Annotated in this window: 20 protein-coding genes and 1 pseudogene; 9 read left to right on the forward strand and 12 right to left on the reverse strand. The window is 60.5% G+C overall.

Annotation, left to right across the window (positions count from 1 at the left end; genetic code table 11):
• Positions 1 to 40: 40 nt before the first annotated feature.
• Positions 41 to 577: an ankyrin repeat domain-containing protein gene (locus JN403_RS21025; RefSeq protein ID WP_163023067.1), complete on the reverse strand. Its 537-nt coding sequence runs from the start codon at positions 575 to 577 to the stop codon at positions 41 to 43.
• 485 nt (positions 578 to 1062) lie between these two features.
• On the opposite strand from JN403_RS21025, the gene JN403_RS21030 reads away from it, so the two are divergent.
• Positions 1063 to 1341 carry a DUF3509 domain-containing protein gene (locus JN403_RS21030; RefSeq protein WP_074891912.1) on the forward strand — a complete coding sequence of 93 codons (279 nt, stop codon included), beginning with the start codon at positions 1063 to 1065 and terminating at the stop codon, positions 1339 to 1341.
• A gap of 153 nt (positions 1342 to 1494) precedes the next feature.
• On the opposite strand, the gene JN403_RS21035 is transcribed toward JN403_RS21030, so the two are convergent.
• The 6 genes from JN403_RS21035 to aroC form a co-directional block, all read right to left on the reverse strand.
• Positions 1495 to 2211: a LuxR family transcriptional regulator gene (locus JN403_RS21035; RefSeq protein ID WP_172611560.1), complete on the reverse strand. Its 717-nt coding sequence runs from the start codon at positions 2209 to 2211 to the stop codon at positions 1495 to 1497.
• Positions 2212 to 2531: 320 nt separating this feature from the next.
• Positions 2532 to 3215 (reverse strand): acireductone synthase, encoded by a 684-nt coding sequence (gene mtnC, locus JN403_RS21040; protein WP_205484113.1) that lies wholly within the window; start codon positions 3213 to 3215, stop codon positions 2532 to 2534.
• 5 nt (positions 3216 to 3220) lie between these two features.
• Complete coding sequence (locus JN403_RS21045) at positions 3221 to 3766, reverse strand: acireductone dioxygenase (protein ID WP_205484114.1); 546 nt, start codon at positions 3764 to 3766, stop codon at positions 3221 to 3223.
• Positions 3767 to 3876: 110 nt separating this feature from the next.
• Positions 3877 to 4491 carry a methylthioribulose 1-phosphate dehydratase gene (locus JN403_RS21050; RefSeq protein WP_122535161.1) on the reverse strand — a complete coding sequence of 205 codons (615 nt, stop codon included), beginning with the start codon at positions 4489 to 4491 and terminating at the stop codon, positions 3877 to 3879.
• Entirely contained in the window at positions 4488 to 5642 is a 1155-nt protein-coding gene (locus tag JN403_RS21055; protein WP_205487592.1) for an MFS transporter, read from the reverse strand. The genes JN403_RS21050 and JN403_RS21055 overlap by 4 nt, the downstream gene beginning before the upstream one ends.
• 31 nt (positions 5643 to 5673) lie before the next feature.
• Entirely contained in the window at positions 5674 to 6765 is a 1092-nt protein-coding gene (gene aroC / locus JN403_RS21060; RefSeq protein ID WP_205484115.1) for a chorismate synthase, read from the reverse strand.
• A 127-nt stretch (positions 6766 to 6892) separates the two neighbouring features.
• Between aroC and JN403_RS21065 the strand changes: the two genes are divergently transcribed.
• Together JN403_RS21065 and JN403_RS21070 are read left to right on the forward strand one after the other, a co-directional pair.
• Positions 6893 to 7888, forward strand: coding sequence for an alpha/beta fold hydrolase (locus JN403_RS21065; RefSeq protein ID WP_122624146.1), 996 nt, complete (start codon positions 6893 to 6895; stop codon positions 7886 to 7888).
• 134 nt (positions 7889 to 8022) lie between these two features.
• Entirely contained in the window at positions 8023 to 8823 is an 801-nt protein-coding gene (locus tag JN403_RS21070) for a hypothetical protein (RefSeq protein ID WP_205484116.1), read from the forward strand.
• A 146-nt stretch (positions 8824 to 8969) separates the two neighbouring features.
• On the opposite strand, the gene prmB is transcribed toward JN403_RS21070, so the two are convergent.
• On the reverse strand, positions 8970 to 9878 hold the full coding sequence (gene prmB / locus JN403_RS21075; protein WP_205484117.1) for a 50S ribosomal protein L3 N(5)-glutamine methyltransferase: 909 nt from the start codon (positions 9876 to 9878) through the stop codon (positions 8970 to 8972).
• A gap of 252 nt (positions 9879 to 10130) precedes the next feature.
• Here prmB and JN403_RS21080 point away from each other — a divergent pair, with 252 nt between their 5' ends.
• From JN403_RS21080 to JN403_RS21090, 3 genes are all read left to right on the forward strand, one after another.
• Positions 10131 to 10754 carry a cysteine hydrolase family protein gene (locus JN403_RS21080; RefSeq protein ID WP_122535153.1) on the forward strand — a complete coding sequence of 208 codons (624 nt, stop codon included), beginning with the start codon at positions 10131 to 10133 and terminating at the stop codon, positions 10752 to 10754.
• 232 nt (positions 10755 to 10986) lie between these two features.
• The gene (locus tag JN403_RS21085) at positions 10987 to 11307 is read left to right on the forward strand and encodes a hypothetical protein (RefSeq protein WP_122535152.1); all 321 of its coding nucleotides are present in this window, start codon (positions 10987 to 10989) and stop codon (positions 11305 to 11307) included.
• Between the two features lie 106 nt (positions 11308 to 11413).
• A complete protein-coding gene (locus tag JN403_RS21090) occupies positions 11414 to 11974 on the forward strand; it encodes a Smr/MutS family protein (protein ID WP_065989376.1) in 561 nt (186 codons plus the stop codon).
• Between the two features lie 159 nt (positions 11975 to 12133).
• On the opposite strand, the gene JN403_RS21095 is transcribed toward JN403_RS21090, so the two are convergent.
• The gene (locus tag JN403_RS21095; RefSeq protein WP_205484118.1) at positions 12134 to 12322 is read right to left on the reverse strand and encodes a hypothetical protein; all 189 of its coding nucleotides are present in this window, start codon (positions 12320 to 12322) and stop codon (positions 12134 to 12136) included.
• A gap of 287 nt (positions 12323 to 12609) precedes the next feature.
• Here JN403_RS21095 and folE point away from each other — a divergent pair, with 287 nt between their 5' ends.
• Positions 12610 to 13155, forward strand: coding sequence for a GTP cyclohydrolase I FolE (gene folE / locus JN403_RS21100; protein ID WP_122535150.1), 546 nt, complete (start codon positions 12610 to 12612; stop codon positions 13153 to 13155).
• A gap of 79 nt (positions 13156 to 13234) precedes the next feature.
• Positions 13235 to 13600 carry a glutathione S-transferase N-terminal domain-containing protein gene (locus tag JN403_RS21105; protein WP_172611551.1) on the forward strand — a complete coding sequence of 122 codons (366 nt, stop codon included), beginning with the start codon at positions 13235 to 13237 and terminating at the stop codon, positions 13598 to 13600.
• Between the two features lie 130 nt (positions 13601 to 13730).
• On the opposite strand, the gene JN403_RS21110 is transcribed toward JN403_RS21105, so the two are convergent.
• The 3 genes and pseudogenes from JN403_RS21110 to JN403_RS21120 form a co-directional block, all read right to left on the reverse strand.
• Positions 13731 to 14117: a lysozyme inhibitor LprI family protein gene (locus JN403_RS21110; RefSeq protein WP_205484119.1), complete on the reverse strand. Its 387-nt coding sequence runs from the start codon at positions 14115 to 14117 to the stop codon at positions 13731 to 13733.
• A 33-nt stretch (positions 14118 to 14150) separates the two neighbouring features.
• Entirely contained in the window at positions 14151 to 14753 is a 603-nt protein-coding gene (locus JN403_RS21115; RefSeq protein ID WP_205484120.1) for a glutathione S-transferase family protein, read from the reverse strand.
• A 60-nt stretch (positions 14754 to 14813) separates the two neighbouring features.
• Positions 14814 to 15978 (reverse strand): annotated as a pseudogene (locus tag JN403_RS21120) (PLP-dependent aminotransferase family protein).
• Positions 15979 to 16059: 81 nt separating this feature from the next.
• On the opposite strand from JN403_RS21120, the gene JN403_RS21125 reads away from it, so the two are divergent.
• Positions 16060 to 16503: a MarR family transcriptional regulator gene (locus tag JN403_RS21125; RefSeq protein WP_205484121.1), complete on the forward strand. Its 444-nt coding sequence runs from the start codon at positions 16060 to 16062 to the stop codon at positions 16501 to 16503.
• The last annotated feature ends 32 nt before the right edge of the window (positions 16504 to 16535 follow it).

Consider the following 16535-nt stretch of genomic DNA (forward strand, 5'->3'; position numbering starts at 1 on the left):
GGCGCGCAGGATAGCTGGAAATGCTGCGCGCCTCTATCGCTTACGCCCCCAGACGGGTGAGCTGCTCGGCGGTCTCGGTCGCGCCCATCGTTTGCGCGGCCATCAAGGGAGTAACGCCCTTGGCATCCTGAATGTGCGGGTTGGCACCTTTGGAGATCAGGTAGTCGACGATGGCCGTACGGTTGAACATCGCCGCCATCATCAATGCCGTCCGACCATCGGCCGATGCGCCTTCGACATCTGCGCCGCCTTCGACAAGGATCTTCACGGTTTCCAGATCGCCTTTGAAAGCAGCGCCGGCGATCGGGCTCTGACCGTTGTCGTTGCGCAGCTCAGGGTCAGCCTTGTGCTTGAGCAGTACACGCACGGCGTCTTGATGACCGTGATAGCTGGCCAGCATCAACAGCGTGTCGCCTTTGTGATTACGAAGGTTGGGGGTCAAGCCGTTTTCCAGCAGCCGGTCGAGCATCGGGGCGTCGCCGGCACGGGCCCGGTCGAATACCTGCTCGGCAAACTCCAGTGCTTCTTCGTCTGTCATGCGCGTGGCAGAACCGGGCGTGTTGGGGGCTTCAGACATTACATAACTCCAGTAGCGCAAGGCATTGCGCGGGATCAATCAACGGGTGCGGCGATCTAAGGCCAGGCACTCTAGGAGCCCTGGACAAAGCGTCTAGTTCCACTGATGGCGCCACCGCACAATGGGCATCCACAATGTCAGCTTCAGTTTCGGGCGCCCAGTCAGCGGTTTCAATCAGCCCGATAGGAGCGGCGAAAGGTGTCCTGCGAAAATTTCAGCAACGTAGTGAAATAAATCCGGGATACCGCTGTCTCAGTTATGTCCGCAATGGGCAAGCGCTCCCCCCGTCACACCCATCCCCTACTCCCCACTCCGGTAAATTGCAGGATGCACGAGAGGCATTCATGCATATTGCACGAGGCAATATTTTTCAAAAATCCATAAGCCGTTGATTTCATTGAGATTTATTTAACCTCAAAAGCTGGCACAGTCACTGCACTAGTCATTCCAAGCTTGTTATCCCATGAGCAATGGAGCCTCTAGACATGACTTTCATCCAAGAAAAATTCGCATCCGTATTTTCCGATTTCGAAGTCACCACCCAGCCGCGTCCGGACGGTGGCGTTCTGTTGACTCTGCGCAACGAAGAAGGCACCAACATCCGCCGCTGCGTGTCCTACGCTCAACTGCATACCCCCGTGCAGCTGGAATGGGTGATAAGCGCGATTCGTCGCGACTTGGCCGCTCAAGCCAGTGAGCTGCCCGCTATCTCGATGTTGCAAAGCCAGCACCGCTTTGATTTGCCTACTTATCACACCCGATAAGTACTACGCCGCAACAGAGCGTTTCGGCGACAGCACGTTTCACTCTCATCGAAGCATCCCTTGTAGATTCCCGCGATAGTTGATGCTATCGCGGTTTTTTTGGCTTTTTTGTGCCAGGCTTACCTCAAGCGCAGACGGATACCGAGTCGGGTTCTACTGAATGATCCCCCGACACAATGCCTCGCCCACCGCCTGAGCACGGTTGGTTACGCCGAGCTTGGCGTAGATGCTTTTGAAGTGATGCTTGACGGTCGCCTCCGAGACTTCTTTTATCAGTCCAATCTCCCACGCAGTCTTGCCTTCCCGCGCCCATTTGAGAATCTCCAGCTCTTTTGGAGACAGCGCCCGCGTCTGCAACTGACGCCCCTTCCCTGCCACATGAAGCATCGGCACCAGACTTGTCAGCAGATAGCGATCGTTGTGGGACAGCGGGCGCTCCATGCCGTTGAGCGTGCAGATGGTGATGACGCCCTGATTGGCTCGGGTCTGGCTGCTGTAGCCGTAGGAAAACGCTGGTAAAAGATCGCAATCCTCCACCGCCGCCATATAGGCCGCAGAGGGCGGGTACGTCTTGAACGCCTCTTCCCAATTCAGAAAGCCCATGGTGTGACGGTAGCAGCGGATGACCGGGTCTTCGATCATCAGGCGTCCCTGACAATAAAGATCCTTCCAGTAACTGTCGACGTTCGACGTGATACAGCTCAGCAGCACGCCATTGCGATACTGATAAAGCATGGCCCGCTCGCTGCGACATTCGGCCCGCAGCCAGTCAAGCGCGTTGGCGATGGCCGCATCGCCATCCTGTTCAGTGATGCTGCTGACCATTTGTTGGATCAACGGACTCAGCGTCCCTGTCTGCACGTTTTTCATTTCCCCTCCCGTATAAACAACTAAATGCGCGGCCCTGATGCCCCTTGGATTTTTTATGCATGGCAGCTCGAAAACCGCGCCAGGTACTGTCGTCAGCACGACCGCACGCGGCGCATTCAAAAGCTGTCAGGGTCCGACAGGCGAAGGGTTACACAGTCGAGAAGGGTTAAACACAGCGTCGAAAACAAACAGGCATGCCTGACCGTGAAACAAGCAACTTCCCACAAAAGAACAAAAACCTACTTACAGTTTTCCGCATTTAGAAACAAAAACGGCCAATGTCAAAGACATCAGCCGTCATTTGCAGTACGCCCGAAACGTCAGAAAACGCTGGGCTCGATCGACGCAAAACTGCTGACGGTGAGGTGGCCGCTCAGCTTTCCACCGTCGCGCGCTACCCCGCAGGTGGCCATGCCAGCCAGTTGCGCCGCATCGAGCTCTTCGACGATATCGGACAGGAACACAATGGACTGCGCCGGGAGGCCGATACTCGATGCAATTGATCGATAGGACGCCTCCTCGCGCTTGGGCCCGGAGGTGGTGTCGAAGAAGCCGCTGAACAGCTCGGACAGATCGCCCGCCTCCGAACAACCAAAGATCAGCTTCTGCGCCTGGATCGAGCCCGACGAGTAAACGTAAAGCGCGTACCCCGCCTGATGCCAGCGTTTCAACGCTTCAACCGCATCCGGGTAAACGTGCCCCTTGAGCTGCCCGGCCTGATAGCCCTGTTGCCAGACCATACCTTGCAATGCCTTGAGCGGCGTGGCTTTGCGATCTTCGGCGATCCATTGCAGCAGGATCTCGATCACGCGATCGACACTCGCGTCAGGCTCACCGCTGTCGTTGCGCACGGCCTGCAGCTGCGCGGCGACGTCGGGTTCGTCGGCATGCGCGCGAACGAACTCGGGCAAATGCTGTTTGGCGTACGGAAAGAGCACGTCGAAGACGAAGCTCACCGCGCTGGTGGTGCCTTCGATGTCGGTCAAGATGGCTTTGATGGTCATGATGATCAGTCTTCCAGGCGCGGGAACTGGCTGGCGATGCTTTTGCCGGTGAACTTGGCGACCCAGCCTTCCGGGTTGTTGAACAGGCGAATGGCGACGAAGTGGGGGTTTTCACCCATGTCGAACCAGTGACGGGTGCCGGCCGGAACCGAGATCAGGTCGTTTTTCTCGCACAGCACGGCGTAGACATAATCGTCGATGTGCAGCGTAAACAGCCCACGGCCGGCGACGAAGAAACGCACTTCATCTTCGCCATGCTGGTGCTCCTCAAGGAACTTGGCGCGCAGCTCGGCTTTTTGCGGGTGATCGCTGTTGAGGCTGATCACATCGACGGTCACGTAACCGCGCTCGGTCATCAGCCGGTCGATCTGGGTGCGGTAGGCAGCAATCACTTCCTCCTGACTGGCGCCGGGGGTGATCGGCGTCGCCGCCTGCCAGCGGTCGAACCCAACGCCATGCTCGGCCAGGGTCGAGGCGATGTCTTCCAAATGGGTCAGGACCTTGTTGGGCAGCTCGGGGGATGACACGTGGTAAACGGACAGACTGCTCATTTCGGGGCTTCCTCGGTTCGGTCCGCGTCTGCCGGCTCTGGGGCCGATCCGACGCGTTGATTCAGGCATTGGGGAACGCTGGGTGCATTGATCGGTGCGTAGAACAGGGATCAGCGGTTGAGCACGGACAGCGTCTTGAGCTCGCATTCGAACAGGAATTCGAAGGCTTCGATCTGGCGCAAGGCATCGCTCATCTTAGCGCCCCAGGTGTACAAACCATGACCGCGAATCAGGTAGCCGGCGCAGTCAGGGTGTTGATCCAGCCAGGGCTGAACCTTGGCGGCGAGCCGGGCGATGTCCTGATCGTTGTCGAAAATCGGCACCACCACTTTTGATTCATGGGTGGAAACGCCGCTGAAGGCCTTTTGCAGCTCGTAGTCCTCGAACACCAGATGATCACCGGCAGTGAGCCGGGACAGCACGGTGGCGTTGACCGAATGGGTGTGGAGCACAGCGCCCACCGCCGGCTTGCAGCTATAAAGCTGCGTGTGCAGCAGGGTTTCGGCGGACGGCTTCTTGCCGGGTTCCAGGCTGTTGCCGGCAAGGTCGGTGGCCAACACGTCGTCGAGGCCCAACTGGCCCTTGTGCTTGCCGGAGACCGTCAACAGCGCCTCGGTCGGCGACAGGCGCACGGAATAATTACTGCTGGTGGCGGGCGACCAGCCCCGGGCGTACAGAAACTGCCCCGCTTCGATGATTTCCCGAGCCAGTGCTTCGCGACTCATACGCGCTCCTCTTTCATACATGTGGCGGTCAGAACAGCAGCGGCCACGGCCGCCAGACTCGCAATGGCAAAGGTCCAACTGGCGCCCAGCGCGTTCCAGCTGTACCCGGCATACAAAGCGCCCATTGCCCCGCCGGTGCCGGAAAGGGCGGCGTACAACGCCTGACCCTGCCCCTGCTGGCGCGGGCCGAAGCTGCGTTGCACGAAATGCACGGCCGAGGCATGGAAACTGCCGAACGTGGCCGCGTGCATCAGTTGGGCAACGATCAGAATCGCCAGATGATCGGCCAGATTACCCAGCAAAAGCCAGCGCAAGGCAGCGATCACGAAGCTGGTCATCAGCACCTGCCGGACGCTGAACCGTTGCAACACACGGCTCATCAGCATGAACATCAACACTTCGGCGATCACCCCCAGCGCCCACAGCAGGCCAATCATGCCGCGGGTGTAACCGAGGTGTTCCAGGTGCAGCGTGAGAAAGGTGTTATACGGCCCGTGGCTCAGCTGTATCAACGCGACGCTGACATAAAACGCCAGCACCCCCGGCCTGATCAGTTGCCTGAGAAACCCGTCGCCCGCGACCCGTACGCCAGAGGCAACCGGCTGAGCATTCGGCACCCACCAACTGCTGGCGACAATGCCGATCAGAATCACCAGCAGCAATTGCGGGTAGTGATCCAGGCTGAACCACTCCAGCATCCGGCCCAGCACGACCACCGAAAGGATGAAACCAATCGATCCCCACAGCCGGATCTGGCTGTAGCGTGAAGTCTGGCCCTGCAAATGCGTCAGCGTGATGACTTCAAACTGCGGCAGCACCGCGTGCCAGAAAAACGCATAGAGGGCCATGACCATCGCCACCCAGGCGTAGGACGTGTCGACGAGAATCAGGCTGAAACAGGCCAGTCCGCAGAGGGCGCCAAAACGCACGATGGTCAGACGTCGGCCCGTGTAATCGCCGAGCCAGCCCCAGACATTGGGTGCGACGCAGCGCATCAGCATCGGGATCGCGATCAGTTCGCCGATACGCGCGGCGGAAAAACCCAGATGGCTGAAATACAGCGCCATGTACGGCGCCGTGGCCCCAAGCAGGGCGAAATAGAAGAGATAGAAGCTGGCGAGCCGCCAGTAAGGAAGCGCCGCCACGCTCAGATGACCGCGGCAGCAGCGCCCGGCTCAGGCATTACAGCTGACCCAGAATCGGCGTCGTGACACGCACGTCACTGTTTTGCCCGCGATGGCGCAGCAGGTGGTCAACCAGCACGATCGCCATCATTGCCTCGGCAATCGGCGTGGCGCGAATACCGACGCACGGGTCGTGTCGGCCCTTGGTGATGACTTCGACGGAGTTGCCGTCGACGTCGATCGAGTGCCCCGGCGTGGTGATGCTGGAGGTCGCTTTCAGGGCCAGGTGCGCAACGATCGGCTGCCCGGACGAAATCCCGCCGAGGATGCCGCCTGCGTTGTTCGACAGAAAACCCTCGGGGCTCATCTCATCGCGGTGCTCGGTACCGCGCTGGGCAACGCAGGCAAAGCCGGCGCCGATCTCGACGCCCTTGACCGCGTTGATGCTCATCAGCGCGTGGGCCAGTTCGGCATCGAGACGGTCGAAAATCGGCTCGCCCAGGCCCGGCTTCACGCCCTCGGCCACGACGGTGATTTTCGCACCCACCGAGTCCTGATCGCGACGCAGCTGATCCATGTAGGCTTCCAGCTCCGGCACCTTGCTCGGGTCGGGGCTGAAGAAGGCGTTGTCTTCCACCGAATCCCAGGTCTTGAACGGGATTTCGATCGGGCCGAGCTGGCTCATGTAGCCGCGGACGGTAATGCCCTGGGTGGCGAGAAACTTCTTGGCGATGGCCCCGGCGGCGACGCGCATGGCGGTCTCCCGCGCAGAGCTGCGGCCGCCGCCACGGTAATCGCGAATGCCGTATTTGTGGTGGTAGGTGTAATCAGCGTGGGCGGGCCGGAACAGGTCCTTGATCGCCGAATAGTCCTTGGACTTCTGATCGGTGTTGCGGATCAGCAAGCCGATGGACGCACCGGTGGTCTTGCCTTCGAAGACGCCGGAGAGAATCTCGACCTCGTCGGGCTCCTGACGCTGGGTGGTATGACGGCTGGTCCCCGGCTTGCGGCGGTCGAGATCACGCTGCAGGTCTTCCAGCGACAGCTCGATGCCGGGCGGGCAGCCGTCAACGATGGCAACCAGCGCCGGACCGTGGCTTTCGCCGGCAGTGGTGACAGTGAACAGCTTGCCGTAGGTATTGCCGGACATGCGGGAGGCTCCGAGGACGTTCAAAAACTCAAGCGCGCCAGTATACGCAGGCTTATGGCGCAGTTCATCCTCGAACCTTATTCATTTGCCCGCGTCCAATTGACACTTTATTGATGACGGTCCTGCAATGCTAAGCGCCTTACCCCTGATTCGCGGCTTCTGGCCGCTGCGAGCGATCATCTTGAGCCTGACCCTGCTGTCATCCATCGCCCACGCCGGAACACCCGTCGTGCTGCAGCGCCCCATCAGCCTGGACACCGGCAGCGGCGAGCTGTTCGGCACACTGCTGCTGCCCAAATCCGCGAAACCTGTGCCGGTGGTGTTGATCATCGCCGGATCAGGGCCGACCGACCGTGACGGCAACAACTCCGACGGCGGACGCAACGACAGCATGAAGCGTCTCGCCCTGATCCTGGCCAAGCACAACATCGCCAGCGTGCGTTATGACAAGCGCGGCGTCGCGGCCAGTCGCCCTGCCACCCCGGACGAGCGCGATCTGAGCATCGAGAAGTACGTCGACGACGCCGTCGCCTGGGCCGCCAAGCTCAAGACTGACTCGCGCCTGGGGCCTTTGATTCTGATGGGTCACAGCGAGGGCGCACTGGTTGCCACCCTGGCGGCAGAACGAGCGGGCGCTGTGGCGTTGATCTCCGTGGCGGGCACCGGTCGCCCGGTGGATCAAGTGGTCCGCGAGCAACTGCAGGATCGCCTTCCTCCTCCGCTGCTGGCGCGCAGTGAGCAACTGATCGAAGAGATCAAGGCCGGCAAGACTGACAACGACGTGCCCGAGCCTCTTCAAGTGGTGTTCCGCCCCAGCGTGCAGCCTTATCTGATTTCACTGTTCCGGCAGAATCCGACGGCGGCGTTCGGGCAATTGAAAATCCCGACGCTGATCATTCAGGGGCGCAACGACATGCAGGTGGGCGTGGGCGACGCCGAGTTGCTGCACAAGGCCAAGCCCGACTCGCAACTGGCGATTATCGACGGCATGAACCATGTGCTGCGTATCGTGCCCATGGACATCAAGCGTCAGTTGGCGTCCTACAAGGATCCGCAGTTGCCGCTGGCCAGTGAAGTGACTGACCGCATCCTGAAATTCCTCGACTCGATCCCGGCCGCCTGAGGCCGGTGCTCTTCTCGTCGACGCGCGAGTCGACCCACGATCCCTTCAGCTTCGTCATAAACGGCCGATAGCAGTCTGCTGGCATCGTGTGCCGGTGCCATGTGCCAGGCAATGTCGATAACAGGATCGCCGTGATGACAGAAGCAACCATGCAAACCGACGCGGTCGAGCCGACCGATGCCCAAGAAGGCGAAGTCGCCGCGCCTGTCTTGTGGGAAGAAGTACACGCCGAGCACTTCTCGATGCTGCGTCTGGCGCCGCTGCCAACTGATCGCGCAACCGGCGCCCGCCCGCTGCGCTTTGTCGAGTTCGGCAAGGCCGAGCGCCACAACAAGGAATTCAGCCTGCTGCGCATGAGCTACCAATTGCCGGGGCAGAAGACCCGCAAAGAACAGAATTGTCTGGATATCTGGGTGGATCACGCCAATCGCAGCGTTCGCGTGGGCCCGGCGTCCGGCCTGCAGATCGATCCATGGAACCGTGGCCTGGGCCGTTTCATGCTGGCTCAAGGCATTGCCTGGGCGCAGAAACGATGCGCCGAGTACAAGATTGAAGGTGTCGCGCTGGCGAACAAGGATGCACTCAACGAAGACACGCGCCTGCGTCGTGACCACTTCCTCAAGACCCAGGGTTTCGAAGTCGCCTACGCCGATGCCCAGCACCTGAAAGGCACCCTCAAGGACGCCAAGGTCGGCAACCTCAATAACACCTGGAATGCCGACAAAATCCAGATCGTGCAGATCCTCGACGCCGCGCAGATGCTGCAACAGGCCGAACAGCGAATTCAGGAACAGGACCTCACGATCAAGAAGTCCGAAGACAAGGTCAGCAAATACCGCCGGGACGACAGCGGCTTGCGCTTCACCATCGCCTGCCTGGTCACGTTTGCCGTGTTTCAGGCCGGCCTGCTGATCTGGATTGCGACGCATCGGTGACCGGCGTTAAGACGGGAAAGGCCCGTGTGCTCGCCATCAGATTTGCGGTGTGACGACCGACGCCTTCCTGGCTAAAGCCAGTCCTACAGGTTGCATGCGGTCAGTAGGACCGGCTTCAGCCGGGAACAGGCCCGCCGACCGCCGGACTAGATTCGTGCTGCAAACAGATCCTGATGATTGCGGCACTGCTCGGCGGTCAGCATGAACACGCCGTGGCCGCCACGCTCGAATTCCAGCCAGGCGAAATCCACTTCCGGGTACAGCGCTTCGACGTGAACCTGGCTGTTGCCGACTTCCACGATCAACAAGCCCTTCTCGTTCAGATGGTCCGCGGCCTGGGCCAGCATGCGCCGCACCAGATTCAAGCCATCGTCACCGCAGGCCAGCGCCAGCTCGGGTTCATGCTGGTATTCGTCGGGCATGTCGGCGAAATCTTCGGCATCGACGTACGGCGGGTTGGACACGATCAGGTCAAAACGCTGACCCGGCAAGCCGTTGAACCCATCGCCCTGCACGGTGTAAACGCGCTGATCCACGCCATGGCGCTCGATGTTCTGATTCGCCACTTCCAGCGCCTCGAACGACAGGTCGGCCAACACCACTTCAGCGTCGGGGAACACGTCGGCGCAGGCGATGCCAATGCAACCGGAACCGGTGCAAAGATCGAGAATCCGCGCAGGATCGTCAGCCAGCCAGGGTGCGAACCGCTGCTCGATCAGTTCACCAATGGGCGAGCGCGGAATCAGCACGCGTTCGTCGACGATGAATGACATCCCGCAGAACCACGCCTCACCCAGCAGATACGCAGTAGGCACGCGCTCCTCGATGCGTCGCTTGATCAGGTGCTGAACCGCCACCAGCTCTTCCTCTTCGAGGTTGCAGTCCAGATAGCTGTCGGCAATTTCCCACGGCAGATGCAGGGCGCCGAGCACCAATTGGCGAGCTTCGTCCCACGCATTGTCGGTGCCATGGCCGAAGAACAGGTCTTCCCCGTGGAAACGGCTGACAGCCCAACGGATATGATCGCGCAGGGTGCGCAGGCGGGAAGTGATCACGGCAGACTCCTTGAAAAAACGACGGGCGATTCTATCAGCCCTCCACGCAACAAACGATCCCGCACCGGGCGCGGCGGCCACGCGCAAAATTTTCCTCAGTCTTTGCCTCGTTTTGCAGGCACTATGACAGCAACCGCGACCTGCTCGACGGCTTGAAGCCCGGCAAAAAAGCGAGGCCTGTGAGCATGGCGATTCACAGAATCGCTCTGCCAGTGGACAATGTGGCAAAAGCCCCACTCGAAGGAGCCCCCGATGTCTGTTCCAAACACTGGTCCGAAGACCATGTTTCAACTCAGTGGCCGCGAATACGCGGCGGCCACCTTGAGTAATGCCACCCTGATCATCATCGATGCGCAGAAGGAATACCTCAGCGGCCCCCTCGCCCTGACCGGTGTTCAGGACGCCATCAATAACATCGTCAAACTGGTCGCCGCAGCCCGTGCAGCGAAGTCGCCGATCATTCACGTCCGCCACCTGGGCACCGTCGGCGGCATGTTCGATCCTCAGGGTGAGCGCGGGCAGTTCGTCCCCGAATTGCAGCCGCAGGGCGATGAAATCATCATTGAAAAACGCCTGCCCAATGCGCTGAATGGCACCGTCTCCACCGATGACCGCACCACCCTGCACAGCCTGTTGGAAAGCCGCGGCCGGCTGGATCTGGTGGTCTGCGGTTTCATGAGCCATTCCAGCGTCAGCACCACTGTGCGCGCGGCAAAGGATTACGGGTTTCGCTGCACGCTGGTTGAAGACGCCTGCGCCACCCGCGACCTGCCGACCCCGAGCGGCGTCATCAAGGCCGAGCTGGTGCAGCAGGCGGAGATGGCAATCATGAACGACAATTTCGCCAAACTGGCGCTGACCAAAGATCTGATCTGATTCCTCCCTCGACAGGAGCTGTTGCGACCGAGCTGACTGTGTGTGCCCTCGCACCGATCATTTTCCGGCAGTTCCTGTAGAAAAGGCGTACAAATGCAGTCGTCAGGCGGGGTTAACCCGTTCACCTGACCGCCTATCCGTTATCTACCCGTGATGCCCCTGAAACCTGGCCAGGCGGGAACCACCCCACCCTGTGCTGGTCAGAGCGCCGATACCCATAGAGGAAATCGGAATGAAAATATCCGATGGTTTTGATGCCCGTCGCCTGCGCTCCAAGGGCCAGGGCAGCTGGCGGATGCGCATTATTGCTGCGATTTCGGCCGTCCTGGCCACTGCTGGCGTGCTGCTGGCAATGGCCGGCGTTGCCAGCCTGATCGGCAACCCTGTCGCGCTGGGCGAACTCAACGCCAGTCCGGCGGGCGCCGTGGTCACGGTCATCGTCGGTTTACTGATGCTGTACGTCGGCATCTGGTTCTGGCGCCGCAGTCGTCGTCGCCGTCGTCGTGCCGGCGAGCTGAACATGTCTCCCCACCTGATGAAGAAACACGACTGACCCTCGCGTCATCCGCTGCCGTTTAATCCCCGATAGTCTTAATCATCGATAGTCGCGCCGATTCCGGCGTGACGCGGTTAAACTGGCCCCCTTCGCGGAGACCACCATGCAAGACGACGATTTTTCCCTGTTCAGAAGTGAGATTCGCGGCGTAAAGCCGATCAAGACTGAACATGCGGACGTAGGAAAACCCAAAACCGACCGTAAGAACCTGGCCAAGCTGCGTCAGGCAGCCACCGTGCGCTCCGATGCGACGATTACCGTTGATGGTTTGTCAGACCAGTTCGTGATCGACGTTGGCCCTGAAGACACGCTGTACTGGGCGCGTGACGGGGTGCAGGAAGGCCAGATGCGCAAGCTCAAGCTTGGGCAGATCAGCTTCGAAGGCAGCCTGGACCTGCATGGCATGAGCGTCGAAATGGCGCGCGAGACGATGTGGGAATTTCTCGCCGAGGCGGCCAAGCTGGAAGTACGTTGCGTACGCATCACCCACGGCAAGGCCGTGCGGCTGGATGGCAAGCGACCGATGATCAAGAGCCACGTCAACACGTGGTTGCGTCAGCATCAGCAGGTATTGGGATTTGCGTCGTGCATCGCCAAGCATGGCGGGGCCGGTGCGGTGTACGTGATCCTCAAGCGGACCATGATGGAAGGGCGTGACGAGTAAGGCAGGCGTTTGCCGACCAGTCCTTGTGGGTTGGCACTCCACTTTGCTCACGAAGGCGGCATTTCGACCCCTGAAAATTTAGCGGTAATCACTTCCTCTTCGCAAGCAAGGTGGAGCGCCATCCCGGTCGCTTCCACCGCTCATTAAGCGCTTATCCGATCAACGCGGGCCAGGACCGCCGCCACCGCCACCGCCGCCACCCGGGCCGCCGCCTTCATAGTGACCACCGCCGCCACCGCCTCCATGCCCCCCGTGGCCTCCGCCGCCCGGGCCCCAGAACGGCCAGCATCCGGACATGGCCGACATCACCGCGATGACCATCGCGACTTTCGCTATACGACTCAACATTTCGATTTCTCTCTAAACGCGGGCTTGATCACAGGTATTAATCACCTGCTGCTTGAGACAGCACGCGCCCGTCAATCCGCGTCGCGGTTTGGTACCGGTCGCGTACCAAAACGGATACGCAGGACTGTGCTTTCCCAAGGGACCGAGCGCGAGCTTCCGGCACGGCGGCGCCATGCCGCAGGCCTCTCGGCCGCCTGCCGTACCCCTGCGCGCCCAGCTACGCTACTATGTGCGCCTTTGCAGGCCCGCAACCCTGCGTTTTTTGAACCCACACGGAACACACCCCTGTGACTCTGGAACAGAACTACACCGCCATCCTCGGTCAACTCGGCGAAGACGTCTCCCGCGAAGGCCTGCGCGACACCCCGAAACGTGCAGCCAAAGCCATGCAGTACCTTTGCCGCGGCTATGAGCAAACCCTCGAAGAAGTCACCAACGGTGCGCTGTTCAGCTCCGACAACAGCGAAATGGTGGTGGTCAAGGACATCGAGTTGTACTCGCTGTGCGAACACCATTTGCTGCCCTTCATCGGTAAGGCCCATGTCGCCTATATCCCGAGCGGCAAAGTGCTGGGCCTGTCGAAGGTCGCGCGCATCGTCGACATGTACGCCCGTCGCCTGCAGATCCAGGAAAACCTCAGCCGCCAGATCGCCGAAGCCATCCAGCAGGTCACCGGCGCGATGGGTGTGGCGGTTGTCATCGAAGCCAAGCACATGTGCATGATGATGCGCGGCGTCGAGAAGCAGAATTCGTCGATGATCACGTCGGTGATGCTGGGCGAATTCCGTGAAAACGCCGCGACCCGCACCGAGTTTCTCAGCCTGATCAAGTGATCCCGGCATCCTGAAGGCCGCAGCATCAGGCTGCGGCTGTCTGGCGGCTCGTGCTGCCGAGTGAGGTTTTAGCGTGTTGATGAAAGCAGTGAGAGTCGGTCTCGGCCAGCTCGTGATCGCGGGCGATTTCCTGACCCGGCCGAGCAAGAAGAAGCGTTCTCCCGAAGCCCAGGCTGCCGTCGATGCGTCGGCCAAAGCGCTGACGCTGTATCAGTTCCACGCCTGCCCGTTTTGTGTGAAAACCCGCCGGGCAATGCGCCGTTTGAACGTGCCCGTGGCCCTTCGTGACGCAAAGAACAACGAGCCGGATCGCCAGGCACTGCTCAGCGGCGGCGGCCGGATCAAGGTGCCCTGCCTGCGGATTGAGGAAGAAGGTCAGACGGTGTGGATGTATGAATCGAAGGTGATCATCGATTACCTCGAGAAGCGATTCTCAGCGGTTTGATGCAATCCACTTGTGAGAGCGGGGGCACCCACGCTCTCAGCCATCCCGCAAAACGTGTAGGAGTGAGCTTGCTCGCGAAGGCGGCGTGTCTGCTGGTGGAGATTCAGCAATGTCCCGCCCTCTTCCGCCTTTACTTCGGGCACCCTTCCTCGCGACACGCCGTATATGCCTTCAACTGCTCAACCCGCACTTTGGTCTGGGCTGACAGGCACTGCGCCTGAACCAGCGGCCACATGCTTCCGCCGTCCTCCCGCTTGCCGGCCTGATACTGGCAATCGGCGTCACGAAACGCGATCCACTTCTTCTGCGCGTCCTGCAGCGCTTTCTTGCGTGCCGGCGTCTTCAGATAGCCCATCTGCGTGTTGTATTGAGTGTTCAACTCCGCATCCAGCGCGGCGTACTCTTTGCTCGCGCACTGATTCATCGACGCCTGGTTGGCGTCGCAGTCCTGAGCCTGGGCCGAGCAGCCGATGCCCAGCGCCATCAGCATGCCAACCGCGATCATCCTGTACTGCATGTCTCATCTCCTTTTAATGAACAACGCCAATCGTCAATCCAGCATGCCGACGTAACCCGGTTGCTGCTTGACCCGCGCGAGCCAGGCTTGAATCGCCGGGAACTGCGCCAGGTCGAAGCCGCCCTGATCGGCCACGTGAGTGTAGGCATACAGCGCAATGTCGGCGATGGAGAAACTATCCCCTACCAGAAACGGCGTGCGCAGCAACTGTTGCTCCATGACTTTCAGGGCCTTGTTACCGCGCCGGTGCAACGAGTGGTATTCCTCCATCCGCTCTTCTGGCATCCCCAGGTAAAACTGAATGAAGCGCGCCACCGCCAGGGTCGGCTCGTGGCTGTATTGCTCGAAGAACTGCCACTGCAGCATTTGCGTGCGCAGGCGCGGCTCGGTCAGCAGGTAAGGCGTGCCTTCGGCGAGGAAATTGAGAATCGCGTTGGACTCCCACAAGCAGGTGCCGTCTTCGAGCTCAAGCACCGGGATCTTGCCGTTCGGGTTCTTCGCCAGAAACGCTTCGGTTTCGGTCTCGCCCTTGAGGATGTCCACCGGTACCCACTCGTATTGAGTGCCGAGCAGGTGGAGCATCAGCTTGATCTTGTAGCAGTTGCCCGAGTTGTAATCGCCGTAAACCTTGTACATCAACCCTCTCCCCTCAATCGTGTGCCGTCAGTCGTGCCGGTCGTGCGTGTGCGCAATGTATCAGGCCGCCTGTGAAAGCTGTGTGTGCCGAATGACGGCGGCGAGTCGTTTCAAGCCTTGGTCGAGGCGCTCGGGGTCGATGTGACTGAAGTTCAGCCGCAGATAACCCGGGTTGGCGTCCGGATCGGCAAAAACGGCTCGCCCGGCATGAACGCCACGTTCTGTTCCAGGGCGCTGTCGAGCAAGGTGCGGGTGTCGGTTTTGTGCTTGAGCGTCAGCCAGAAAAACAGGCCGCCCTGGGGGCTGTTCCATTCCGCCAGATCAGCGAAGTGCCGCTGCAGCGCGGCTTCGAACGCATCGCGACGGGTGCGATAGAAGCTGCGCAGTTCCAGCAGATGCTGCTCATAGTGCTCGCTGCCGATCCACTGCAACGCCTGCCATTGACCCACGCGATTGGTGTGCAGATCCGCCGATTGCTTGAGCTTGAGCAGATGGGGGAACAGGTCGGGCGTTGCGATCAGGTAGCCGACGCGCAAGCCCGGCATCAGGGTTTTCGACACGGTGCCGGTGTAGATCCAGCTGGCTTTCTTCAGGCGGCTGACGATGGGCCGGGCGCTACCGCCGTCGAAGGTCAGCTCGCGGTACGGCTCATCTTCGATCAGGGTGACGCCGAATTCATCGAGCAACGCCGCCACCGCATCCCGCGCGGTTTCGCTGTAACGCACCGCCGACGGATTCTGGAACGTGGGAATCAGGTACGCGAACGACGGCGAGTGCTGCTCCAGTCGCTGACGCAGTGCGTCAAGGTCCGGGCCTTCGGCGAGCAGCGGCACGGTCAGGCAGTCGGCGCCGAACAGCTGGAAGATCTGCAGCGCCGCCAGATAGGTCGGCGCTTCGAGCAGGATCTCGGTGCCCTTGTCGATGTACAGCTTGGCGGCCAGCTCCAGCGTCTGCTGGGAACCGCTGACGATCATCACCTGACTCGCGTCGCAGTCGATGCCCACCCCCGAGCCTGGGCGGCCAGCGCCTCACGCAGCTGCGGCTCGCCTTCGCTCATGCCGTACTGGCCGATGCTGCGCGGCATCTCAGCCCATTCACTCTTCGGCAACATGGGCTCGGCCGGCAATCCGCCCGCGAACGACATCATCTCCGGGCGCTGGGCGGCGGCGAGGATTTCGCGAATCAGTGAACTCTTCAAACGGGTAACGCGTTCGGAAAATGGCATCGGATCACCGCTGGCGGAAAGAAAGGGGAATACGTCAAACTGGTTGACCGAAATTACGATGCCGCACACGGATACGTCAATATGCTTGACCTTAAAAATTCATCCACCCAGCAAATTGCCATGGAAGCGTTTTTCTTCGGCTATCAGGCGTTCACTGCTAAAGCCGATGAAATGCTCGACCGCCGTGGCCTGAGTCGGGTGCACCAGCGCATCGTGTTTTTCATCGCCCGCTATCCGGGCCTGAGCGTGAAGGAGCTGCTCGGCAAGCTCGGGGTGAGCAAGCAGGCGCTGAACACGCCACTGCGGCAGTTGATCGAGATGGAGCTGGTGCTCAGCGTCGCGCCCGAGGACGACAAGCGTAAGCGCCTGCTGGAGCTGACCGCCGAGGGACGCAAATTCGAAGAGTCCCTGCGCCGCGAGCAGGTCAAGCTGCTGCAGCGGGTGTTCGCCGAAGCCGGACGCGAAGCGGTGGATGGCTGGATGGCGGTGAATCAGGCGTTGGGCAACACGATGACCCGCAGCTGACCCGCCGGTTTACAGACCGCGGCCGAAACTGT

The organism is Pseudomonas sp. 15A4, assembly GCF_016925575.1.
Classification (GTDB): domain Bacteria; phylum Pseudomonadota; class Gammaproteobacteria; order Pseudomonadales; family Pseudomonadaceae; genus Aquipseudomonas.